We start from the raw sequence: 23,536 nt of genomic DNA on the forward strand, positions 1-23,536 counted from the left end.
GGACACCCCCAGCCGCCGCGAGGACAAACCTCGGAAGCGGCTTGAGGACTCTCGTCAACCGGCGAGTACTTCGCGAACAGCTTCGAGCGCCGCTCCAGCCGCCGAGCCGTCCGGCCCGCCGCCCTGCGCCATGTCGGGGCGGCCGCCGCCGCCCTTGCCGCCGAGCGCTTCGACGCCGGCACGGACGAGATCGACGGCGCTGACCTTGCCGGTCAGGTCTTCGGTAACGGCGGCAGCGATGCTGGCCTTGCCGTCATTGACCGCGATGACCACGGCCACGCCCGAACCCATGCGCGCCTTTTCCTGATCGAGCAGTCCGCGCAGTTCCTTGGCGTCGAGGCCGTCGATGACCTGGCCTGAGAAATTCACCCCGCCCAGTTCCTCGTCAGCCGCAGACGCCTTGGCTCCGCCGCCGCCGAGCGCGAGGGCCTTTTTCGCCTCGGCCAGTTCCTTTTCGAGCTTGCGGCGTTCGTCGAGCAAGGCCGCGACGCGGGCCTCTGCCTCGTCCGGGGTGGCACGAAGCAGGCTCGCAACACTCTTGAGCGCATCCTCGCGGCCCACCAGCCACTGGCGAGCGCCTTCACCGGTCAGCGCCTCGATACGGCGCACGCCCGAGCTTACCGCGCCTTCTGAGACAATGCGGAACAGGCCGATATCGCCCGTGGCGCGCACGTGGGTGCCGCCGCAAAGCTCAACCGAATAGGTCTGGCCGCCGGCGTTCCGCCCCATGGACAGCACGCGGACTTCATCGCCATACTTTTCACCAAACAGCGCCATGGCGCCGGCGGCAATGGCATCGTCGGGGCTCATCAGGCGGGTGACGACCGTTTCGTTGCCGCGAATTTCGGCGTTCACTTCAGCCTCGATCGCGGCCACATCCTCAGCCGTCAGCGCGGTGGGCTGCGAGAAGTCGAAGCGCAGGCGGTCCGCCGCGACAAGAGAGCCCTTCTGGGTGACATGGCCGCCCAGCCGGTTGCGCAGCGCCGCGTGAAGCAGGTGCGTGGCCGAATGGTTGGCGCGGATCGCGTCACGGCGTTCAACGTCGATATCGAGCTTGATCGTGTCACCGACCGAGATCGAACCGCTTTCCACCGTACCATTGTGCGCGTGCAGGCGGCCGAGCGGCTTGCCGGTGTCGGCAACCGTCAGCTTCATGCCATTCGCGCCGGTGATCGTACCGGCATCGCCCGACTGGCCGCCGCTTTCGCCATAGAACGGCGTCTGGTTGGTGATGACGGTAACGACATCGCCCGCAGCGGCGGAGGTCACTTCCTTGCCATCCTTGACCAGAGCAACAACCTGCGCCTCTGCCGTGGTGGCGGTGTAGCCGGTGAATTCGGTCGCGCCAACGCGCTCGGCGATGTCGAACCACACTTCGGCGTCCGCCGCCTGCCCCGAACCCTTCCACGCAGCGCGGGCAGCAGCCTTCTGGCGCTCCATCGCCGCGTCGAAGCCGGCCTTGTCCACGCCGATCCCCCGCGCGCGCAGCGCGTCTTCGGTGAGGTCGTAAGGAAAGCCGAAAGTGTCATAGAGCTTGAACGCGGTTTCGCCGGGAAGTTCGCCGCCATCGCTCATGTCGCCGGTCGCTTCGTCGAGCAGCTTGAGCCCGTTCGCCAGCGTCTGGCGGAACTTGGTTTCCTCGCGCTCCAGCACTTCGCGGATCAGCGGTTCGGCGCGGCCGAGTTCCGGATAGGCCTGGCCCATCTCGATCACCAGCGCGGGCACCAGACGGTGTATCAACGGGTCTTTGGCACCGAGCAGGTGCGCGTGGCGCATGGCGCGGCGCATGATGCGGCGCAGGACATAGCCGCGCCCTTCGTTGCTCGGCAGCACGCCATCGGCCAGCAGGAAGCTGGTCGAGCGCAGGTGATCGGCGATCACGCGGTGGCTGGCCTGATGTTCGCCCTGCGCGGCAACGCCGGTCAGACTTTCCGACGCGGCGATCAGCGCCTTGAACGTGTCGGTATCATAATTGTCGTGCACGCCCTGCATCACGGCGGAGACGCGCTCCAGACCCATGCCGGTATCGATGCTGGGCTTGGGCAGGTCGGCAACGATCTCGCCCGCGGCCTGCTCAAATTGCATGAACACGAGATTCCAGATCTCGATGAAGCGGTCACCGTCTTCATCCGGGCTGCCGGGAGGGCCGCCGGGGATGTGATCGCCGTGATCGAAGAAGATTTCCGAGCAGGGCCCGCACGGGCCATCATCGCCCATCGCCCAGAAATTGTCCTTGGTCGCGATGCGGATGATGCGATCTTCGGGCAGGCCAGCGATCTTCTGCCACAGGGCAAAAGCCTCGTCATCGGTGTGATAGACGGTAGCGAGCAGCTTGTCCTTGGGAAGGCCCCATTCGTTGGTCAGCAGGGTCCAGGCGTGCGTGATCGCTTGTTCCTTGAAGTAATCGCCGAACGAGAAATTGCCGAGCATTTCGAAGAACGTATGGTGCCGCGCGGTGTAGCCGACGTTGTCCAGATCGTTGTGCTTGCCGCCGGCGCGAACGCACTTCTGGCTGGACGTGGCGCGCGGGTTGGCGCGCGTCTCAAGCCCGGTAAAGACGTTCTTGAACGGGACCATGCCCGCATTGGTGAACATCAACGTCGGATCGTTGAACGGCACCAGCGGCGCAGATTGCACCACATCGTGCCCGTTAGAGCCGAAGTAATCGAGGAATGAGCGGCGGATTTCGTTCGTCGAAGTCATGCTGCGCCGATAGGACACTCGCGGATTTGCGGCAAGTGCGAAGCAATATGCGGTGAACCGATCAGGCGATGGCGGGCAGCATGACCTTGAGGCCGCCGGGTGCAATGCGGAAGGTCAGCGGGAATTCGAGCTCGATCACCTCGCCATCCAGCGCAATGTGATGCGATCCGTGACGATAGGCGATCACTTCGCGCGCGCTCTCGATTGCAGCGAAGTCCGCCCGCCGGTCGACCTTGCCGCGCATGATGCGCCATGCCGCCAGCAACAACCCCGGTCCGCCGCGCTGGGCCACCGCGAACAAGGAAAGCTGCCCGTCCTGCAGGGTCGCGCGCTGGCCGATGTGGCCCTTTTCGAGCGAATAGAGGTTATTGCCGATAAACAGCAGCGGCGTTTTCACCCGGCGGCGCGTGCCATCGATATCAAGGTCCAGCCGCCGCGTGCGGGGCCAGACCACAACGCGCAGCGCCGCCGGCAAGGTGGCGAGCCATTTCGGCAAGTGTCGCCGGTCGCGGTCCTCAACCATTCGCGCGTATAGCCCAAGCGAGGCATTGTTGAGGAACAACCGCTCGCCAGCGTAACCCACGTCAACCATATCGCAGCGGCCATGGGCTGCAACCTGCGCCGCTTGTTCCAGCGTGCCATCAAGGCCGATGTCGCGCGCGAAATGGTTGCGGGTGCCAAGCGGCAGGACGGCAAGGCAGCGCCCTTCCCCAGCGAGCCGCGCCGCGGCGCTGGCCAGTGTGCCATCGCCGCCGCCGACCGCAATGACGGGCGAACGGGTTGCGGTAACGGCTTGATCAAGGTCCTTGGCCTTGACCAGTTTCACGTCAATCGCTTGCCCGGTGAGCGCGAAGGCATTGCGGATCGTATCGCCCAGCGAATCGCCAAGCCCGGCGGCCGTGCCACCTTCGCAATTGATCACGACAGGAAGGACCTGGCGATGCATCCCGGTCAAACGCCTGAAACGTCGCTACGTTCCAGAATCATGCGTCCCGCATCAGTCACGGCGGGCGGTGACAATCCACGCGGCGGCAGCGAAAGCCACCACGCCTTCGCGCGCATTCCGCCTGATCCATCCGGCGAGCCGGTCGGCCAGAACCTTGCGCGCTTCACCGTGAAGTTGGCGGATCACCGGCGCAAGCGGGCCGATGCGGGCGAAGAAATCCGCCGCCTGCGCCTCGGCTTCGTCGCCGCTACCCGCGACATAGGCGAAATCGCAGGGCTCGATCCGAATTCCGCTCCAGCCGGCTTGGGTCAAGATGTCGCTGATGCGCTCGGGATCGGCGAAAGCGAACGGCCCGGGCGCATAGGGATCGGTGGGTGCGGGAACTCCGGGGAGCAGCGCGGCAAGCCCGGTCATCCAGGGGTTCTCTTCGCGTGACCGGAAGCAGGAGAAAGCCAGTCGGGCGTCAGGCGCGGAAATGGTCCGCAGATGCGTGAAGGCGGCGACGGGATCGTCGAAGAACATGACTCCGTGTCGCGAGACGTAAAGGTCTGGCGCGAAACCCTCCGGCTCCCAGCTCGCCGCATCGGCGCAGAGGAACCGTGCTGCGCTGTTGGGACCAGCACGATCATTGGCCATCTCGACCAGGTCAGGCGAAACGTCGACGCCGATAATCTGCGCTTCGGGGCGTTGGCGGGACAAGGCGAGCGAAAGCTCACCCGCGCCGCAACCGATGTCGGCGACGCGGCTGCCCGGCAGGGCGGCGATGACGTGGAGCAATTCACCGGTCAGCCCGGCAAAACTGCGATCGGTCAGCTGCCAGCTCTGCGCCCAGGCCTTGCCCACCCGGTCCTGCCATTCGCTTTTACCAGTCAATCGCCGGCTCCTGTCATTCACCCGGTCTAGGAGCCAGATGGTCCATGAACAAACAGAATCCGCTTGCGACTCACCGCCAAGAGGCAGACCATCGCGCCATGTCCCAAGCGCGTCTGACGCTGGACCGCGCCCGGCGCGCCTTCACGCAAGAGGAGGCGGATAATGGGTAACACCCCAAACACCACTGGAACGAATGGCAGTAAATCCACCCGTGCGGTCGCGCTTGTCGGGCCGGCCGGCACGGGCAAGACCAGTCTGGCCGAGGCGCTGCTTTATGCCAGCGGCGCGATCAACCGGCAGGGCACGATCGAGGCCGGCAATACCGTGGGCGATGCCAGCGCCGAAGCGCGCAGCCGGCGCGGCTCGACTGAAATCAACTGCATGCATTTTGATTATATGGGCGATCGCTTCGCGCTGATCGACACGCCCGGCGCAGCCGGTTTCGCCGCCGACGGCCTCGCCGCCCTGCCCGCCGCCGACATGGCGATCGTGGTGATCGACCCCGCCCCGGAACGCGCGGCGCTGGCCGAGCCGATGCTGCGCCGGCTGGACGAACTGGGCATTCCCCACGCCATCTTCGTCAACAAGATCGAGACGGCCCGCTCCGGCGCGGTCCGCAACCTGATCGGCGAACTGCAACCGATGAGCCGCGAACCGCTGGCCCTTCGCCAGATCCCGATCCGCGAGGGTGAGCACGTGACCGGCTATGTCGATCTCGCGCTTGAACGCGCCTATCGCTACCGACCCGGCAGGACGAGCGAGCGCGTCGACATTCCCGGCGAAGTGTTGGAGCGCGAAAGGTCGGAACGCACGCACCTGCTTGAAACTCTGGCCGACTTCGACGATGACCTGATGGAAGCGCTGCTGATGGACGAGCAGCCTGATCCGGGTACCATAATGGCCGATCTCGCAGTCGATACCGGGTCCAACAAGATTGTGCCGGTTCTGCTCGGTTCGGCGCTGACCGATGGCGGGGTCAACCGGCTTCTGAAATTCCTGCGGCACGAAGCACCGGCTCCTGCCGCCGCCGGGGCGCGGCTTGGCTTGGCTGAGGGCGGCGCGCTGCACGTGTTCAAGGTAACCAATGCCGGTGCGATGGGCAGGCTGGCGCTGGGCCGTGTGCTGGGTGAGCCGCTGAGTGAAGGCGCGGAACTGCTGGTCGATGGCGAGCCTTCGCGGACCGGATCGATCTTCTTCATGCAGGGTGACAAGACGGCCAAGCAGGCTGCCGCTGCGCCGGGCGACATCGTCGCCGTTGCGAAGGTGGATGGAGCGCGGGCCGGATCGCTGCTTGGAGGGCGCAAAGCGCGCCTGCGCGGCGAGTTCGGCGTGACCGCGCCGGTGCGTAATGCGGCGCTGGCCATCACGACGCGGGACCGGAAGGACGACGTAAAGCTTTCGACGGCCCTGCACCGGCTTTGCGAGGAGGATGCCGGGCTGCACTGGCTGCAGGATGATGCCAGCCACGAGACCATCCTGCGCGGGATCAATGACGAGCACTTGTCCGTTGTGATGAACCGGCTGGAGCGGCGATACGGGGTGGCCGTCGAGGGGCATCCGCCGAGCATCGCTTACCGGGAATCGATCCGCAAACCGGCGGGTGCGCGGGGGCGGCACAAGAAGCAGTCGGGCGGACACGGCCAATATGGCGACTGCGTGATTGAAATCCGGCCGCTGGGACGCGGTGAAGGTTTCCGTTTCGAGGACCGGATCACAGGCGGTGCCATTCCGCGCCAGTATATTCCGGCGGTTGAGGCAGGCATCCGCGATGCCATGGAGACGGGTCCGCTGGGCTTTCCCGTGGTCGACGTGGCAGTGACGCTAATCGACGGGTCGTTCCATTCGGTCGATTCGAGCGAGCTTGCATTCCGTGTCGCGGGCCGGATGGCCATGGCGGAGGCGCTGGCCAAGGCCGCGCCTTACCTGCTCGAGCCGGTCATGCGGGTGAGTGTAGACACTCCTGCCGGGACTGGGTCGAAGGCCGGGTCGGTGTTGTCGAGCCGGCGCGGACAGATCCTCGGTCTTTCGCCGCATCCGGACTGGGCACGCTGGGAACGGGTCGAGGCCTTGTTGCCCGAAGCGGGCATTCACGGCCTCGATGCAGAATTGCGGTCGCTGAGCCAAGGGCTGGCTGGCTTCCACGCCGAGTTCGATCACCTGGCCGAGCTGGGCGGCAAGCAGGCGGACGAAGTGGTCAAGGCGCGAACGGCGCAGGCAGCCTGATCGCCCTTGCCCAAAAGCGAACCGGCGCGAAGGGGGTGCCTTCGCGCCGGTTGCTTGTTCCGAGCCACCCGGGACTGGTCGGGCTTGATGGCTCCTTGAAGATCAGATGTCGTCGTCTGCGTCCGGACCCGTCATCATCTCTTCGGCAACCTTGTCGGTCTGGCCGCGGATAGCGGCTTCCAGACGGTCGCAAACTTCTGGGTGTTCCTTGAGGTAGGTCTTCGAATTCTCACGCCCCTGGCCGATCCGGATCGAATCGTAGGAGAACCAGGCACCTGATTTCTCGACGATGCCGGCCTTCACGCCGAGATCGAGGATTTCGCCGATCTTGGAGATGCCTTCACCGTACATGATGTCGAATTCGACCTGCTTGAACGGCGGGGCGACCTTGTTCTTGACGACTTTCACACGGGTCGTGTTGCCGACGATATCGTCGCGGTCTTTGATCTGGCCGGTGCGGCGGATATCGAGGCGGACCGAAGCGTAGAACTTGAGCGCGTTGCCGCCGGTCGTGGTTTCCGGGTTGCCGTACATCACGCCGATCTTCATGCGCAGCTGGTTGATGAAAATCACCATGCAGCGCGAACGGCTGATCGAACCCGTCAGCTTGCGCAGCGACTGGCTCATCAGGCGGGCCTGCAGACCAACGTGGCTATCGCCCATTTCGCCTTCGATTTCGGCGCGGGGCACCAGCGCGGCGACCGAGTCGATCACCAGCACGTCGATCGCGTTCGAGCGGACCAGCGTATCGACGATTTCGAGAGCCTGTTCGCCGGTATCGGGCTGTGAAACGATCAGTTCGTCAATGTTGACGCCCAGCTTCTTGGCATAGGCCGGATCGAGCGCGTGTTCGGCGTCGACGAAAGCCGCAGTGCCGCCAGTCTTCTGCGCTTCGGCAATGCAATGCAGCGCCAGAGTGGTCTTGCCCGAGCTTTCCGGACCGTAGATTTCGATCACCCGTCCGCGCGGCAGCCCGCCGACGCCGAGGGCGATATCGAGACCGAGCGAGCCAGTCGACACCGACTCAACTTCCATCGTCTCCTTCGAACCGAGCTTCATCGCGCTGCCCTTGCCGAACGCACGATCGATCTGGGCCAAGGCGGCTTCGAGCGCCTTCTGCCGATCTGAATCCTTCATAGTGCCGTCTTTGCCTTCCTGAATCAGCTTGAGCTGCGCTGCCATGATTAGTCCCCTCTGCCTAGGTGGCGGCGACCGGAAAGGTCAACCTCTGGGAATCGATGTATCGCATTTGTTCTAGTGGAACAAGAAGGGAACAGGAACATTTTTGGAACATTGATTATCTAATTGAAATTATGTTGATAATTTTGCTCCCACGGATCGCGCACCGCCCTCCACAGCGGGAATTTTTCCGATCCGTTCCATATCACGACACGAATCAGCGGCGGATAAATGAAAGCCCCGCCGCACCGGGACTGGAGGTGCGGCGGGGCCCAAGGAAACTGCAGGTTGGCCGGTCAGTCGCCGATGGCGACCTTCAGCCGCACGCCCCAGGTGCGCGGGGCACCATAGATGATGCCGCCATCGGCGCTCGAGCTGTTCTGGATCTGGGTGGCGATGTAGGTCTTGTTGCCCAGGTTGTTGACGTAGCCTTCAAGCTTGTACTTGCTGCCAAAGTCAAAGGTCAGCCGCGCATCGAAAATGTCACGGCCCGGCACCAGCGTGTTCACGCTGGGGAACGGGGTCGCATACTGCTGGGCGATGTGCGACCACTGCACCCTCGGCGTCACGTCGATGCCGCCGAATGCGAAGGTGTACTGCACGCCCGCATTCATCGTCCATTCGGGCGAGAACGGCAGGCGCCGGTCCTTTGGCACAAAGCGCAGGTTGGTGGCGCAGCCGGCGTCAGTGCCGGGGGAATTCGTGTCCGAGATACAAGCCGAATTGCTGAACTTGGCGTCGAGGTAGCCAAGGCCGAAGTTGAACCCGAGTCCGCCGAACTGGCCGGTAATTTCCAGCTCGGCCCCCTTGGCATGGCCAGCCAGCGCGTTCTGCGTCACCGGCAATCCGCCGACGAGGCTGGACAGCTGGATGTCCTTGTAAACCGAATAGAACACATCGCCGTTCACGCGCAGGTGGCGATCAAGGAATTCGGTCTTGAAGCCGAGTTCGTAGACGAAGTTGCGTTCAGGCAGGAAGTTGGGCGTGTTCGGCGTCAAGTTCACCCCGCCCGCCTTGTAGCCCTTGGACGCGGTCAGGTAGATCAGGTTGTCATCATTGACGTGATAGTTGACACCCAGCTTGCCGGTCAGCTGGCTGGTCGCGATCTGGCTGACATAGGGCAAGGTAAAGCCGGCCCCCGGAACGGCGGTGCGGGTGTAGACCTGTTTGTCCCACGAATAGCGGCCGCCGACGATCAGCTCGAGCTGCTCAGTGGCGAAGTAGTTGACCTGCCCGAACAACGACTGGCTGGTGTTCTTGGCCGATGAGATAATCGTCGAGGTCGAGCTGACGAAATCACGCGTGTTGTTGTTGTCACGCAGCAGGGTGACCGGCACGGTTTCATCCATCAGGAAGCCGCCGAGCACCCACTGCAAAGGCCCCTTGTCAATCGACAGCAGGTTCACTTCGCTGATGAAGGTCTTGAATTCGGTCGTCGCGCGGCTAACCCGGCCAACGTTGCCGGCGGGCGGGCGCGGCAGCGCGGTGGCGGTGCGATCGCCGTCAGTCTGGTCATAGGTATGGCCATCCTGCCATGAGACCATGCCGCGAACGGCGACGCCATCCCACAGATCATAGCGCGCTTCGCTCGACAGGCGATATCCGGCCTGATCCTGATAGGAGCGGGCGTCTTCCTCGATCACGAAGGGGTTCGCGGTGACGAGATCGTTGCGGTTCTTCACCGCGTTGTTGTCCGACTTCACGTCGAAATATTCACCGCGGACGTTGACCTTCAGACGGCCGTCGGCACCTTCCATCACCAGGCTGGCACGGATCGCATCCATGTCGAGATTGCCCGGCTGGCTTTGCGCGTTGGCGGCGATGTTGCGGGTGAAGCTGTCGCGCTCCTCGTGAAGGTAGGCGATGCGCAGGCCGACCGACTGGCCGCCCATTTCCGCCGTCGCAATTGCCCGGACGCGGCCATAATCCCCCACCGTCACATCGGCGGTGGCACCATGCGAATTGAACTTCGGATCGGGCGTTCGGACATAGATCGCGCCGCCAGTCGAGTTCTGGCCGCTCAGCGTACCCTGCGGGCCGCGCAGCACTTCCATCGATGCGATGTCATAGAAGCTGTGACCGATGAACTGTTCGTGCGGGATCAGCACGCCATCTATGTAATAGGCGACGCCGGGATTCGACGTCGGCGCCGACTGGGCAATGCCCACGCCGCGAATGTTGACGAAGGTCGAGCGGTTGAACGTGTTGATCGCGATCGAGGGAGCGACCTGCTGGATATCGTTGAGGTTGGTAACGCCCTTGCGCTGCAGTTCCTCACCCGAAAGCACGGTTGCCGAGATCGGCACGTTCTGCAGATTCTGCTCGCGGCGTTCCGCGGTGACGACGATTTCCGAAAGCGCGCCGTCGTTTGCCTGGGGATCGCCGTTGTCTGATTGCGCCATGGCGGGCATCGAAACGCCGGTCAGCATCAAAGCAATCGCGCCACGTGTAAAGTTTCGCATCTGTCCTCACCCTGCAACATTATTGTCTGGTGAGACGGACGTTATGCAAGCCCTTGCATAGGTCAAGGGAATTGCTCTCACACATAGTCATTCTGCGTTCAGGCGATGCAGCGCGGCAACACTTGTGCCGGCGCGGTGGGAAGCGGAGACCTTATCCGTGCGCCGTGCCCAGCACGCCGCCCACCTTGTCGCTGATCTGCTGGACCGAAAACGGCTTGGGCAGGAAATGCACGCCGTCGAGGTGGATTTCCTTGCGCAGCTGCTCCTCGGCATAGCCCGACATGAACAGCACCGGCATCTGCGGGTGTATGGCGCGGATCGCCTTGGCCATGGCGGGGCCGTCCATCACCGGCATGACGACGTCCGAGACGACGATGTCGAACATTTCGCCCGCCTGGACACGCTCCAGCCCTTCCTCGCCGTCGCTGGCGGTGGTGACGGTGTAGCCGGCGCGGGTGAGCGCGCGTTCGGCGACGGCGCGCACGGTATCCTCGTCCTCGACCAGCAGGACCTTGCCGCCGCCTGACCATGCCGCCTTGAGTTCCGGCTTGGCTAGCAGGCCGGCATTGGCGGGTTCACCGTGATGCACCGGCAGGTAGACAGTGAACTTGGTGCCCCGGCCCGGCTCGCTGTCGGCAAAGATGAAACCGCCCGACTGCTTGACGATACCATAGACGGTCGAGAGCCCCAGCCCGGTACCGCGGCCCTGGTCCTTGGTGGTGAAGAACGGTTCGAAGATCTTGCCGAGGTGTTCGGGCGCGATGCCGCTGCCGGTATCCTCGACGATCAGCGCGGTATAATCGCCCTGCGGGATGATCTCGCTGCGCATGGCGCGCACCGCGTCGGAGGTCACCCGGCGGGTGGAGAGTGTCAGCTTGGCGTGCCCATCAAGCTTGCCCGCCATGGCATCGCGGGCATTGACCACCAGGTTCATGATCACCTGTTCAAGCTGGGTCGGATCGGCGCGCACGGCGCCCAGATCACGGTCATGGCTGATGGTGAAGTGAATCTTCTCACCCACCAGCCGCTTCAGCATCTGGCCGATATCGGCGACCACGTCGGGTAATTGCAGCACTTCGGGGCGCAGCGTCTGCTGGCGGCTGAAGGCGAGAAGTTGACGCGTCAGGCTGGCGGCGCGGTTGGAATTGGCGCGGATCTGCTGGATGTCGTCATAATCGCTGTCCCCCGGCGTGTGGCGCAGCAGCATGAGGTCGCAGGTGCCAAGGATCGCAGTGAGGACATTGTTGAAATCATGCGCCACACCCCCGGCGAGCTGCCCGACGGCCTGCATCTTGGTCGCCTGGGCAACCTGCCGCTTGAGCCGGGTTTCCTCGGTCGAGTCAGTCAGGCCGAGCAGCACCGCCGCCTCGCCCAGCCCGCGCACCCCGGCGAGGCTCAGCGACACCGGCTCGTCCGGCTGGTGTTTCAGCCGCACGGCGATGTCGCCGCTCGCCGCAGAACCCTGCGCATAGCGGCGGACAGCATCGGACAGAGCGCCCTTGTCTTCCTTGACGACGAGGTCGGTCGGATAGGTCGGAGGTGCCTCGCCCTCCATGCCAGCGGCGCGCATGAAGGCCGGGTTGGCAAACAGCAGGTGCCCGTCGCGGTCGGCCATGGCGAGGCCCAGCGGCAATTGCCCCAGCAAGGCCTCAAGGTGCGGCGCGGCGGTTGGCGCATCGCGCTCTGCCCCGCCGCCGATGGCGATTCCGGCATCGATCACCAGCATCAGCGAGGGCACTTTCTCCATGTCGGGATCGCCGGCATCGGGATCGGCGACCGGCACATAGTACATGGTCAGCGCCGAACCGCGGCGGCCTTCGCGCGCCCATGTGAGCCGCTCGCGATCGTCCTGCTGGAGGAAGGAGACGAACGGCTTGCCGACAAGCACCGCGCGGGCATCGCCGGTGGCGCGTTCGGCAAAGCCGGCGTTGGCGCTGCGGATATCGCCTTCGGCATCGACCAGGGCTGCGGCAATGCCGTATTTGCCCAGTGCCCTGCCCGCCTTGCCTTCAATGGCGCGGGCAGTGTCGACCACCGGATCGGCGACGGTAAGCGCGGTGAAGCGCCAGATCAGGTAATCGTCGGCGCGGCCTGCGCGCTCGGCCTCCACCCGCCAGCGGCCGAGGCCGCTCTCGACCATTTCGGCCTGGCCCATGCCATCGCGCCAGGCAGCGCGGGCGGCCTTAATCAGGCGTTCGAGCGAAGCGCCATCGACGTCGAGCTTGGGCGGGGACTGGCTGGTACCGAACCAGCTTTCGTATAGCGCATTGGCGCAGGTCAGCCGGCCGGCGCGGTCGGTAATGCACATGCCGGCGTCCGGGCGGGCGATCGCGGCGACGGTCACCGACCAGTCGGGCATGGCCCAATCAGCCTTGCTTTCAGGAGCATTGCGGCGGGTCAGCAGATAGCCGATGCCGCCCAGCGCAATCACCCCGCCTCCAAAGCCAGCGAGTGCCGCCAGCGAGCCGGTGGCATACCATATCAATGCAAGCGAAATCGCGACGGCCAGCACCACGGCCAGCCGTTCGATCAGGGAGTTTGAAGGGCCCAGCGCCGAAGCGCTCACCCTTGCTCCGCCTTCATGCCTTCCAGTTTCACGCGGCGCTTGTGGCGCACCCACCAGTTCCAGGTAAAGACCGCGATGAAATAACCCACAACGGAAACCACGAAGCTGATCACCAGCAGGCCGGAAACGAGCGCCGGGGCGGCATCGGAGAACAGCCACGACAGCCACTGGTCAAGCCCGGCGCCGTGGGAATAGAGCGACTGGAATGTCGTCAGATCGGCATGATAGCCCATCGAATTGCCGACATAGATCGATCCCGCCAGGATCAACGGGGTCGTTGCCGGGTTGGACAGGAAGGTCATCGCTGCGGCAATCGGGATATTACCGCGAAACGGCACGCACATCAGCGCCGCACCGACGATCTGGACGCCCGGGATCAGGGCGAAGATACCGACGAGCAACCCGACGAATACGCCGCGAGGCACCGAACGCCGCGTAAATCGCCACAGTTCTGCCCTGCGGGCCAACGGCGCGACAAAGCGCACGTTCTCCAGATCCTCACGCTTGGGAAGGTTGCGGTGCGACCAGGCAGCGATGCGTGCGAACATTCCCATGGGTTTGGCGGATGTAATCATTCGTTGGGGCTCCCGAAAGGGGACCCTAGGGCTAAAAACATTGCAACACGATGAAGAGCGATCCTAGCGCGACCGCCACCCCGCGAGGAAACAACCGTTACTTGTGCTCGCGCAAGATACGCTGCTGATCGCGCTTCCAGTCACGGTCCTTGATCGTGGCGCGCTTGTCGGCGTTGTTCTTGCCCTTGGCGAGCGCCAGTTCGACTTTCGCCCGGCCGCGCCCGTTGAAATAGATCGACAGCGGCACCAGCGTCATGCCCTTGCGCTCCACCGCACCGGTGAACTTGGCAATCTCGCGCTCTTTCAGCAGCAGCTTGCGCAGGCGCTTGGGCTCATGGTTGTGGCGGTTGCCGTGGCTGAATTCGGGGACGTTGGAATTGACCAGCCAGACCTCGCCCTTTTTCACTTCAGCATAGGATTCGGCGATCGAGCCTTCGCCAAAGCGCAGGCTTTTCACTTCGGTGCCGGTCAGGGCAATGCCCGCCTCGAACACTTCATCGATGAAATATTCAAAACGCGCGCGCCGGTTTTCGGCGACGACCTTCTTCTTGTCGAACTGGGCGGGAGTCGGGCGAGCCATGGTAGGGGCGATGTAGGGATGACTGGACCAAAAGGAAACCGGTTCACACTAAAATCGTTCAGGCCCCGCGCTCACTAAAGGTTGAGCGCGCCCAGGTGCGTTTGCCACTTGATTTCGTCATTGTGCGAATGGGTGAACCCCACCGAGCGTTCGTAAGCGACAGTGTCCTGGTGCCGGAAGGCGACGATGTAGGTTCGCCGCCAGCGGTCCGCCGTGCGATTGCCGCCTGATCCGTGAAGGATCAGTTCGTCGTGCACCGTAATATCGCCGCGCTTCAGCGGCAGCTCGACAATCCGGTCGGCGGGATCGAGCGTCACGCTGAGAATGTGGAACTCTTCCTTGCCCTCGCCATGCAGGGGCCGGTGCGGCCGTAGCGCGCCCTTCTGCGAACCGGGCACCACCTGCAGACAGCCATTCTGGCTATCGGCATCGTCGAGCGCGAGTGAGCAGGTGGCCGTGAAGGTATCGGGTGTGTTGGTCGGCCAATAGCCCAGATCCTGATGCCACGAAAACATCGCGTCGGGCTTGTTAGGGCGTTTGGCGAGGAACTGGTCGTAATCGAGCGCCGCCTGTTCACCCAGAAGCTGGCGCGCGATCGATGCGGCGCGGCGCTCATAGACGTTGTCCTGCAGATGCGGCTGGTACTTGCGCGGGAGCATGGCGTTGACGAGGCTGAAATCCTTGAACCGGCGGTCGGCAGGGCCGCTCATGTCGCAAAAGTCGCGGCCCATTCCGGTCACTTCGCCTTGGATGAAGCGTTCGAAGTCTGGTTCGATCGCTTGCAGCTCTTCTTCGGTCACGACATCGCGCAGGGTGAGGTAGCCGTCACAGCGATAGGCTTCGACCTGATCGGCGGACAAAATGTACTCGTCCCCCTGCCTGCCGAGCTTTTCCGCCATGTCACGTCCTCCTCAAGCGCGGCCGGTCTGGCCGTTCATTGACGCAGGCGGCTTTGGCGCAACTCAGCGTGATGCAAAAGCCGGGAAAGGATTTTCTGTCACGATGTGGCGTCAAACCAGTCCCGCGATCTCCAGCGCCTCATCCACCTGCTTCTTCACCGCATCACCCACCTTGACCAGCGGCAGGCGCAGGTCGTCGGTCATCCATTCATGCACACGGCTGAGCGCGTACTTGCAGGGAGCGGGGCTGGCATCGGCGAACATCGCGTAGTGCAGCGGGTAGAGCTTGTCGTTGAGTTCGCGCGCCAGGGTCAGGTCATTCGCGGCGATCGCGGCCTGGAAATCGGCGCAGAGCTTGGGCGCGACGTTGGCCGTCACCGAAATGCAGCCCTTGCCGCCGGCAGCCGAGTGCGGCAGCCACAGCTCGTCATCGCCAGAAAGCTGCGCGAAGGGGTGGTGGATGCCCATGCGGTGGTCGGTGACCCGGCTAAGGTCGCCGCTGGCGTCCTTGATGCCGACGAAGGTCTTGGGATAGCGGTTGACCAGTTCGATCACCGTTTCGGGCTTGAGATCGGACACGGTGCGCCCCGGCACATTATAGAGTACGATCGGCAGGTCGGTGTTTTCCGCAAGGAAGCTGTAGTGCGCGATCAGGCCGGCCTGGCTTGGGCGGTTGTAATAAGGCGCAACGCAGAGGCCAGCCGCCGCGCCGCTCTTCTTCGAAAAGTTGAGGTGCAGGCGCGCGTTCATCGTATCGTTGCTGCCGCAGCCGGCGATGATCGGCACGCGGCCGGCGGCCTGCTCGATGCAGACCTCGATCACGCGGTGATGTTCGGCGTTCGACAGGGTCGACGCCTCGCCCGTGGTGCCGCAGGGGACGAGGCCGGACGAGCCATTCTCGATCTGCCATTCAACGAGTTGCCGGAAGGCGCGCTCATCGAACGCTCCATCGCGAAAAGGAGTCACCAGGGCCGGAATGGAGCCGGAAAACATGGACATCTTCCTGTTAGTTGCCCCAAGGAAGCGACGGGCCGATCCCGAAGCAGCTCCCCGCGGCTGGTTTGTGTTCAGGGCCTGATAAGGAGCTTACAGCGAAAATGTCCAGCATGGTGACGACACGTAATTTGAAACATCGCTCTCTCGCCCTGCTGATCGGCTCTCTTCTTGCCCTTCCTGCCCAGGCCCCGACAGCATTGGCCCAGACCGTTTCCGTGCCCGTGGTGCAGAAGCTGCCCGATAGCTATGTGCCCGGCGGTGAGGATCAAACCGCGCCTGCACGCCCGTCCGCCCCGCAAGCGCAGCCGTTGGCCGTGCCGATGGTGGGTGAAGGCGGCGAATGGGATGCCGCTCGCTCCATCCACCGGGAGAATGGTTCGCCGCAGATGGCAGCTGCAATCGCCCGCTGGAAGTCGCTCAGCCAGAACGATAATTACAGTTTTTCCGACTATTCCGGCTTCCTGCTGGCCTATCCGGGCCTGCCGCTGGAAAGTAAAATCCGGCGCAGCGCGGAAAAGGCACTGGAACGCGAAGGTGCCGATCCCGGGCGGGTTATCGCCTATTTTGACCGGATGCCGCCGCTGACCAATTCGGCGCGGGCACTCTATGCCCTCGCCCTTGCCTCTTCGGGCCGCTTGTCGCAGGCGCAGTCGCAGGCAATGGCCGCTTGGCGCGGCGGAGCGATGAGCCCTTCGGCGGAAAGCGGCATCGCTGCCATTCTTGGCGGCAAGATCAAGAGCGACGATCACGACGCGCGGATGGACGCGCTGCTCTGGGCCGGCGCGGCCGATGCCGCCTCGCGCCAGCTCTTGCTCGTCTCCCCCGGCTCGCGTGATCTGTTCGCGGCCCGGCTGGCCGTGCTGCAAGGCAACGATCCCGACCGGCTCGGCATGGTCACGCCGATGGGCGCGCAGAGCGATCCCGGCTGGCTGTACAACCGCGCGCGACAGATGCGCCGCCTGAACGAGCGGCTTGGCGCTGCCACGCTGCTGGCCAACCGCGCGCCGCTGTCCCGCCTGCCCCACGATCCCGAAAAGTGGGTCGAACTGCAACTCGCCGCAGCGCGTGATGCCGATGCGGCGACTGCCGTGCGCATTGCCTCCAAGATCGACGACGGCTTTGCCCCTAAGGCCGATGTCAGCCTGCTCTCGTTCGACCTGCGCGACGATTATACCTCGCTGATGTGGCTCGGCGGACAGAAGGCGCTCTACACGCTCAGCGATCCGCGCAGTGCAGCGCTGTTGTTCTGGCGTTACGGCGCCGCTGCACGCACACCGCAGACCCGCTCCAAGGGATTCTACTGGGCCGGACGGTCGCTGTCGCAAGCCGGTGACCGCGACGGGGCCAAGCGCTATTTCGAAGCGGCCGGAGCCTATGCCGACCAGTTCTACGGTATGCTGGCGCTCGAACGGCTGGGCAAGCAGATCCCTGCCCTGATGAGCAACCCGACAGCAGTTCCATCCCGCGCCCAGCGCGATGCCTTCAACGATCGCCCGATCACTCAGGCCGTCCGTGAAGTCGCGATCGAAAGCGACTGGCCGGTGGCCGTGCGCTTCTTCCGCGAGATCGCCGATCAGGCCGAAAGCGAACTTGACCACGTGCTGGTGGCTGATCTGGCGCGCGAGATCGGCCGGCGTGATCTTGGCGTGATCCTTGGTCAGGCTGCCCATGTCGATGGCCACGGCATTTACCGCAAGACCAGCTATCCGCTGATTCCCGTGCCGCAGGGCTCCAACTGGACCATGATCCACGCCATCAGTCGGCAGGAGAGCCAGTTCGCCATGAACGCGGTCAGCCACGCTGGTGCGCGGGGCCTGATGCAGCTGATGCCCGGAACGGCGCGCGAGCAGGCGGGCAAGATGGGCCTGCCCTATAACCCGCAATCGCTGATGAGCGACGCCGGATACAACCTGCGGCTCGGCGATGGCTATTTCCGGCGCGTGCTGAACTATTTCAACGGCAGCTATCCCCTCGCGATTGCTGCTTACAACGCCGGTCCCGGCAATGTGAACAAATGGCTGCGCGCCAATGGCGACCCGCGCACTGGTGAGATCGAATGGATCGACTGGATGGAGCGGATCGGCCTGTCGGAAACGCGCAATTACGTACAGCGCGTGCTGGAAAACGCCGTGGTCTATGAAGCGATGAACCCTGATCAGGCCCGGATGCGCGGGGCCAATCCGCTCAGCCAGTATATCGGCAAACGCGCCCCGGGCTGAGCGCAGGCGCCTCACGGCCCCAAAAACCAAGAGCCCCCGCCAAATGAATGGCGAGGGCTCCGGTTGGTCGATGTCCCTTGGATAAGGGAAAGATCATTCCATTTTCTTAACGCACAGGATTAAAATCTGCTGATCAGCGCTTGCGGGCCATCATCGGGCCGCTGACTTCGCGGCCTGGTGCTGCCGGGGCCTTGCCGCGCGACGGGGCGGCATAGGCGAAGCAGGCACCGCCACGCTTCTTGACGCTGGAGCACAGGCCGTTGGCCGTACCCGCGCCGGAAATGCCGGCAGCGGCAACGCGCCAGACGTTCTTGCCGCGCACCACGGCGGGCGTGATGTTCATGCGATAGCCGGAAAGCGCGGCATTGCGCGCGGTATAGATGCCCCAGGCGCGGCGGGCACCCTGTTGGCTGGAGAACGAACCGAGCTGGACCATGTGCGTGCCATTGGCGGTGACGGGCATGGCGCGCTGGATGCTTGCGCTGAGTTGGCGCGGTGCCGGCTGCGGCGCGGCAGTAGCGACCTGGATCACCGGCTGCGATATGAACTGGGTGGCTTCAGACGGAGCGACAGGCGCCGAGGCAGCAGCGACTTCCATCGGCGCTGCGGGGGCCTGAGCCATTGCCGGCGGCGCTGAAGCGACGGGGGTTTCGTCAACCGGAGCAAGTTCAGCATTTGCCGGCGCTGACGGCATATTCACCGCGACAGCGACATGCGCCGCTGGATTCGCCGTAGCTTCAGCAGCAAGCTGTTCCATCGCCGGATTGTTGGCAAGCGCCAGCATTGCCGGCTGGCCCGAATCTCTGCGCATCGGCGTGCCGAGCAAAACGGCAACGCGGCGCTGGTATTGTTCGGGTGCTACCGACGAGGCCCAATCGGTCAGGCGGTTGTCAAGCTTGTCAGCCTGGACGTCCTGCGATGCCATGACGCGCGCTTCCTTCCAGCGGCCTGCCAGCGCATAGGCATAGGCAAGGTTCTGGCGGACCTTCGGCGTGTTCTCACCGCCGCGCATGGCATCGGCAAGCACCGAGACGCCGCGTTCCGGCTCACCGGCAAGCGCGAGGGCAAGGCCGAGGTCGCTGGCAGGAATTTCTCCGCGCCAGTCATCGAGCACGGCAAGCGCCGCGTCCTGATGGCCGGCACCAATCTGCGCCAGCGCAAGGCTGAGCGCGGTGCGGGCGGAATTGTCACCCAGCTTCATGGCATCGTCAAAGGTGGTCGCAGCCGACTGGAATCGGCCGGCCTTGAAATAGGACTGGGCCAGCAACACGCGCAGCGCGACATCGCGCGGGCTGGCGGCAACCGCCGCCTCGGCGTTGACCACGGCCTTTTCGCCATTGCCCTTCATCAGCGCAAGGCGCGCCGCATCCGCCGAATTCTTGCGCACGGTCATGCCCTGCGCGGCGCAGCCGGCGAGCAGGCCGATTGCGAGCACGGCACCGGCGATCTTGGTGTAGCGAGCCTTGGAAGTGCGGGAAGACATGGCAGTTACCCCTTGGAAATTATTTGCGCTTGGCGCGTAGTTGGCCGGCAATGGCGTCGAGTTCGGGATTGTCGGCGAGAAACTTGTCGAGCGCTTGGGTGACGACGGCCTGAGCGCTGAGGTTCTGCGCGGTGCAGGCCAGCCGCAGGCGCAGGTGGCGTTCCTCGTCGAGCCGCAACGTGAAGGCAGCCTTCTGGCCGCGCGCAAATGCCGACTGGCGCTCGCGTTCGGCCCGCGCGAATTCGCGGGTCAGGCGCTGCTGCTGGCGGCGGGCATCGGCGGTGCGGGTGATCGGCACGATTTCGGCCTGAGGCAAGGTTTCGCCCATGTCGTTCCAGCCGAGCTCGTGATCGATTGCGGGGTCTGCGGATTCGCCGGGCATCGAAGCGGCTACAGAATGCTGGCGCATGGCCGGCTTTGCCCCGCCCTTGCGAGCAAGCAAGGTGGGGCTGAGAGAGGCCAGCGGCTTGTGAGTGTCTACCGCCATGGCCCTGTCACGATCCAGCGACGCGGCGGCCGAAGCCACCGACCGGGCGGGCATAGCCTGCTGCTACCGGCGCACCGGGAGCGGCTGCAGGGGCAGCGAACACGGTGCGGCGGAAGTTCTTTTCCAGGCGGTCGTAGACATAGTTCCACAGCGCGGCGATTTCCATCGACGAGCGGCCCATCGGATCGACTTCCATGACAGTGCGGCCATCGATCATCGAGGCAGCATAGTCGGTGCGGTGATGCAGCGTGATCGGGGCAACGGTGCCATGCTGCGACAAGGCAACAGCAGCTTCCGAAGTTATCTTGGCCTTGGGGGTAGCGCCGTTGACCACGAAGAGCAGCGGCTTGCCGGCGCGTTCGCACAGATCGACCGTGGCACCCACGGCGCGCAGGTCATGCGGGCTTGGGCGGGTCGGCACGACGATCAGTTCGGCAACCGAGATTACCGACTGGATGGCCATGGTGATCGCCGGCGGCGTATCGATGACGGCCAGCTTGAAGCCTTGCGAGCGCAGCACCTGAAGGTCTGCGGCAAGGCGCGAAACCGTGGTCTGGGCAAAGGCCGGGAATTCCGCTTCGCGTTCGTTCCACCAGTCCGCGAGTGACCCTTGCGGATCGATGTCGATCAGGACGACAGGGCCCGCGCCGGCGCGCTGCGCCTGCACGGCGAGATGCCCGGACAAGGTCGTCTTGCCAGATCCACCCTTCTGTGATGCCAGTGCCAGTACGCGCAAAGTAAATTCCCCCCGAATGCGTTGGACCATTCGATTGGCCCCTAAAAAACCAGATGCTCCCTAATTTTGAGTTAATGGCGGCGATGGAATTGTTCGCATCGGCATTGGCACCCCCGGCCATCGCAAGGGCTTTCAAGCCGGGTTTTCCTGTGTCACAAGCACGACTTAGGTCCGGCGGGGGCCACGGGTGGACGGGGTAAGCGAATGAATCTGCGAGTTGTGCTGTCAGGACTGGTTGCCGCCACGCTCGCCGGAGCCGGCCCGGCGATGGCCGATGTGAAGACCGGCGTCGATGCCTGGGCACGCGGCGATTTCACCACTGCGGTCAAGGAATGGGAAGGCCCGGCAACGCGCGGCGATGCCGATGCGCAGTTCAATCTTGGCCAGGCCTACAAGTGGGGCAAGGGGGTCAAGCAGGATCTCAAGAAATCCGAGTTCTATTTCGGCAAAGCAGCCGCTCAGGGGCATATAGAAGCCTCTGATAACTATGGGTTGTTGCTGTTCGATCGCGGCGAGCGCGGACAGGCCCTGCCTTATGTCAAGGCAGCTGGCGGACGCGGTGATCCGCGCGCGCAGTATCTGCTGGCGATCATGTATTTCAACGGCGACATGGTCAGCCGGGATTGGGTCCGCGCCTATGCCTTGATGTCGCTCGCCCAGCAGGCAGGCCTGCCGCAGGCGAAGGCCGGGCTTGAGCAGATGGACAAACACATCCCGCTGACCCAGCGCCAGCAGGCGGTCGTTCTTGCGCAGCAATTGGCCAGCGAGGCGGAGGCCACCCGCAACCGCCAGTTCGCCGCCGACGATCTGGGCGTGAAAAATCCAGCCGGGGTCGTCACTTCGCCGCCGCAAGTGGCAGCCGCCGCGCCAGTGCGCCGCCAGCCGACGGCCGAAGAAGCCGTTGCCGAAGCCGAGCGCGTGACTGGCAATGCCACCCCCCGCACCGCCGGCGCCGACTATGCGCGGCCCGTTGCCACCACGCCCCCTCCCCCGGCATCGCGCCCCACCGTCGCCGTGGCAACGCCGCGCCCGATCACCATTGCGCCCCGTCCGGCCGTAACACCCTCTCTAGCCCCGCCCAAACCCGCCGTGGTCACACCCAAGCCCGCGCCGCCACCAGTCGCAGGCGCCTGGCGCATCCAGCTTGGCGCATTCGGCGTCAGCAGCAATGCCGATGTGCTGTGGGCCAAGGTTCGCGGACGGCCTGAAGTCGCCGGCCATGCCCGGATCAACGTGCCGGCAGGCGCAGTGATCAAGCTTCAGGCCGGCGGCTACAGCGAAGACAGTGCACGCGCCGCCTGCCGCTCGTTGAGCGCTGCCGGGCTGGTCTGCGCGCCGGTAAGGAACTGACCGAGGACGTGCCGCCAACCAGCGCCTCTGCCGGGCGTATCGCATCACTCGACCTGATCCGCGGCACCGCGATCCTCGGCATCCTCGCGGTCAATATCGCCGGTTTCGCCGGGCCGATGGATGCAACTGTATCTCCGGCATGGAACGGAGCGCCCAGCCCGACCGACGAGGCCAGCTTCATGGCCACATTCATCGTGTTCGAAGGCAAGATGCGCGGCCTGCTCAGCCTGCTTTTCGGCGCCAGTATGGTGCTGCTGGTCGAAAGCGCCGAAGCGCGCGGGCGCAGCGGTGATAGTGCCCAGCTGAAGCGGCTGATCTGGCTGGCCGTAATCGGCTATCTGCATTTCATCGTGCTGTGGTGGGGCGACATCCTTTTCGCCTATGCCTTCGCCGGGTTTTTCGCGCTGCTGCTGAGGCATCTGCCGGTCAAAATCATGCTGCCGCTGGCCCTGTTCGCCTTTGCCGTGTGGCACGGTGGCGGCATGGCCGGAAGCGCAAACGCCGTGCTTGCCGACCTGCGCTATGAAGGGGGCGCTTCCCCGCCGGCCGAGGTCAGCCGTATCGAGCAGGAACGCAAGGCCTTGCAGGTCAGCACCGAAGCGGAACTGCGCCGCGAGAGAGGCGGCTGGAGCGAACTGGCCGTCTACAAGCTCACCGAGCAGCCTCGGTTTCCCATAGTCGGTGCCTTGATCGGCATTGGCGAAACCCTGCCCATGATGCTGATCGGCATGGTGCTGTACCGCAGTGGTTTCTTCACCGGTGGCTGGCCCCGGCGGCGCAGAGTGCTGCTCGCGGGTGGAACGCTGATCTTCGGGCTGGCCGGCACACTCATCCTCGCTGCGATGGCCCGGGCGTCCGGCTATGCCCCCGCGACCATGAGCGCGATCATCGTCTACTGGGCGGCGGTCCCGCATGTGGCGATGACCCTCGGCTATGCAGCGCTGCTGGTATCGGCCGCGCGGCGGCTGTCCGGCGGCCGCCTCACCCGCCGCATCGAAGCCGTGGGCCGCATGGCATTGACCAATTACCTCGGCTGCTCGCTGGTCTTCACTGCACTGTTCTATGGCTGGGGCTTGGGCCTGATCGGGCAAGTGCCAGCGCGCTGGCATTTCGCCTTCGTGCTGGGCGGCTGGATCGCCATGTTGACCTTGAGCCCATGGTGGCAGGCGCGGTTCGGGCAGGGTCCGGTCGAGCGGATCTGGCGCTGGCTTTCCGGCCGCCGCGCTGAACGCGAGGCGGCCGGAGGTTAATTCCTGAAG

At 64.4% G+C, this 23,536-nt stretch carries 17 protein-coding genes; 4 read left to right on the forward strand and 13 right to left on the reverse strand.

Going from position 1 to position 23,536, the window contains the following annotated elements; genetic code table 11:
- Positions 1 to 54 precede the first annotated feature (54 nt).
- From alaS to WG900_RS07270, 3 genes are all read right to left on the reverse strand, one after another.
- Entirely contained in the window at positions 55 to 2,703 is a 2,649-nt protein-coding gene (gene alaS / locus WG900_RS07260) for an alanine--tRNA ligase (protein WP_339965930.1), read from the reverse strand.
- Positions 2,704 to 2,764: 61 nt separating this feature from the next.
- Complete coding sequence (locus WG900_RS07265) at positions 2,765 to 3,649, reverse strand: diacylglycerol/lipid kinase family protein (protein WP_339965931.1); 885 nt, start codon at positions 3,647 to 3,649, stop codon at positions 2,765 to 2,767.
- Between the two features lie 51 nt (positions 3,650 to 3,700).
- Positions 3,701 to 4,522, reverse strand: a complete 822-nt coding sequence (locus WG900_RS07270; protein WP_339965933.1) for a class I SAM-dependent methyltransferase — start codon at positions 4,520 to 4,522, stop codon at positions 3,701 to 3,703.
- Positions 4,523 to 4,684: 162 nt separating this feature from the next.
- On the opposite strand from WG900_RS07270, the gene WG900_RS07275 reads away from it, so the two are divergent.
- Positions 4,685 to 6,745 (forward strand): elongation factor G, encoded by a 2,061-nt coding sequence (locus WG900_RS07275; RefSeq protein WP_339965934.1) that lies wholly within the window; start codon positions 4,685 to 4,687, stop codon positions 6,743 to 6,745.
- 102 nt (positions 6,746 to 6,847) lie between these two features.
- Here the strand turns inward: WG900_RS07275 and recA are convergent, their stop codons facing one another.
- From recA to dapA, 7 genes are all read right to left on the reverse strand, one after another.
- Positions 6,848 to 7,927 (reverse strand): recombinase RecA, encoded by a 1,080-nt coding sequence (recA, locus tag WG900_RS07280; RefSeq protein ID WP_339965936.1) that lies wholly within the window; start codon positions 7,925 to 7,927, stop codon positions 6,848 to 6,850.
- Positions 7,928 to 8,220: 293 nt separating this feature from the next.
- Positions 8,221 to 10,326 carry a TonB-dependent receptor gene (locus WG900_RS07285; protein WP_339965937.1) on the reverse strand — a complete coding sequence of 702 codons (2,106 nt, stop codon included), beginning with the start codon at positions 10,324 to 10,326 and terminating at the stop codon, positions 8,221 to 8,223.
- Positions 10,327 to 10,537: 211 nt separating this feature from the next.
- Positions 10,538 to 12,952 (reverse strand): hybrid sensor histidine kinase/response regulator, encoded by a 2,415-nt coding sequence (locus WG900_RS07290; protein ID WP_339965939.1) that lies wholly within the window; start codon positions 12,950 to 12,952, stop codon positions 10,538 to 10,540.
- Positions 12,949 to 13,500 carry a DUF2062 domain-containing protein gene (locus WG900_RS07295; RefSeq protein WP_339965994.1) on the reverse strand — a complete coding sequence of 184 codons (552 nt, stop codon included), beginning with the start codon at positions 13,498 to 13,500 and terminating at the stop codon, positions 12,949 to 12,951. Before WG900_RS07295 ends, WG900_RS07290 begins: the two co-directional genes overlap by 4 nt.
- Positions 13,501 to 13,624: 124 nt before the next feature.
- Entirely contained in the window at positions 13,625 to 14,107 is a 483-nt protein-coding gene (smpB, locus tag WG900_RS07300) for an SsrA-binding protein SmpB (RefSeq protein ID WP_339965941.1), read from the reverse strand.
- A 74-nt stretch (positions 14,108 to 14,181) separates the two neighbouring features.
- Positions 14,182 to 15,006 (reverse strand): phytanoyl-CoA dioxygenase family protein, encoded by an 825-nt coding sequence (locus WG900_RS07305; RefSeq protein WP_339965943.1) that lies wholly within the window; start codon positions 15,004 to 15,006, stop codon positions 14,182 to 14,184.
- Positions 15,007 to 15,117: 111 nt separating this feature from the next.
- A complete protein-coding gene (gene dapA, locus WG900_RS07310) occupies positions 15,118 to 15,999 on the reverse strand; it encodes a 4-hydroxy-tetrahydrodipicolinate synthase (RefSeq protein WP_339965945.1) in 882 nt (293 codons plus the stop codon).
- 200 nt (positions 16,000 to 16,199) lie between these two features.
- On the opposite strand from dapA, the gene WG900_RS07315 reads away from it, so the two are divergent.
- On the forward strand, positions 16,200 to 18,221 hold the full coding sequence (locus tag WG900_RS07315) for a lytic transglycosylase domain-containing protein (RefSeq protein WP_339965947.1): 2,022 nt from the start codon (positions 16,200 to 16,202) through the stop codon (positions 18,219 to 18,221).
- 133 nt (positions 18,222 to 18,354) lie between these two features.
- Here the strand turns inward: WG900_RS07315 and WG900_RS07320 are convergent, their stop codons facing one another.
- From WG900_RS07320 to WG900_RS07330, 3 genes are read right to left on the reverse strand one after another with little or no spacing between them, the layout of a single operon-like run.
- A complete protein-coding gene (locus tag WG900_RS07320; protein WP_339965948.1) occupies positions 18,355 to 19,704 on the reverse strand; it encodes an SPOR domain-containing protein in 1,350 nt (449 codons plus the stop codon).
- A gap of 19 nt (positions 19,705 to 19,723) precedes the next feature.
- Positions 19,724 to 20,191, reverse strand: a complete 468-nt coding sequence (locus tag WG900_RS07325) for a plasmid partition protein ParG (RefSeq protein ID WP_339965950.1) — start codon at positions 20,189 to 20,191, stop codon at positions 19,724 to 19,726.
- 7 nt (positions 20,192 to 20,198) lie between these two features.
- A complete protein-coding gene (locus WG900_RS07330) occupies positions 20,199 to 20,927 on the reverse strand; it encodes a ParA family protein (RefSeq protein ID WP_339965995.1) in 729 nt (242 codons plus the stop codon).
- Positions 20,928 to 21,131: 204 nt separating this feature from the next.
- On the opposite strand from WG900_RS07330, the gene WG900_RS07335 reads away from it, so the two are divergent.
- Together WG900_RS07335 and WG900_RS07340 are read left to right on the forward strand one after the other, a co-directional pair.
- Positions 21,132 to 22,277: an SPOR domain-containing protein gene (locus WG900_RS07335; protein ID WP_339965952.1), complete on the forward strand. Its 1,146-nt coding sequence runs from the start codon at positions 21,132 to 21,134 to the stop codon at positions 22,275 to 22,277.
- 8 nt (positions 22,278 to 22,285) lie between these two features.
- Positions 22,286 to 23,527, forward strand: a complete 1,242-nt coding sequence (locus tag WG900_RS07340; RefSeq protein WP_339965954.1) for a DUF418 domain-containing protein — start codon at positions 22,286 to 22,288, stop codon at positions 23,525 to 23,527.
- The last annotated feature ends 9 nt before the right edge of the window (positions 23,528 to 23,536 follow it).

The organism is Novosphingobium aquae, assembly GCF_037572715.1.
Lineage (GTDB): Bacteria > Pseudomonadota > Alphaproteobacteria > Sphingomonadales > Sphingomonadaceae > Novosphingobium > Novosphingobium aquae.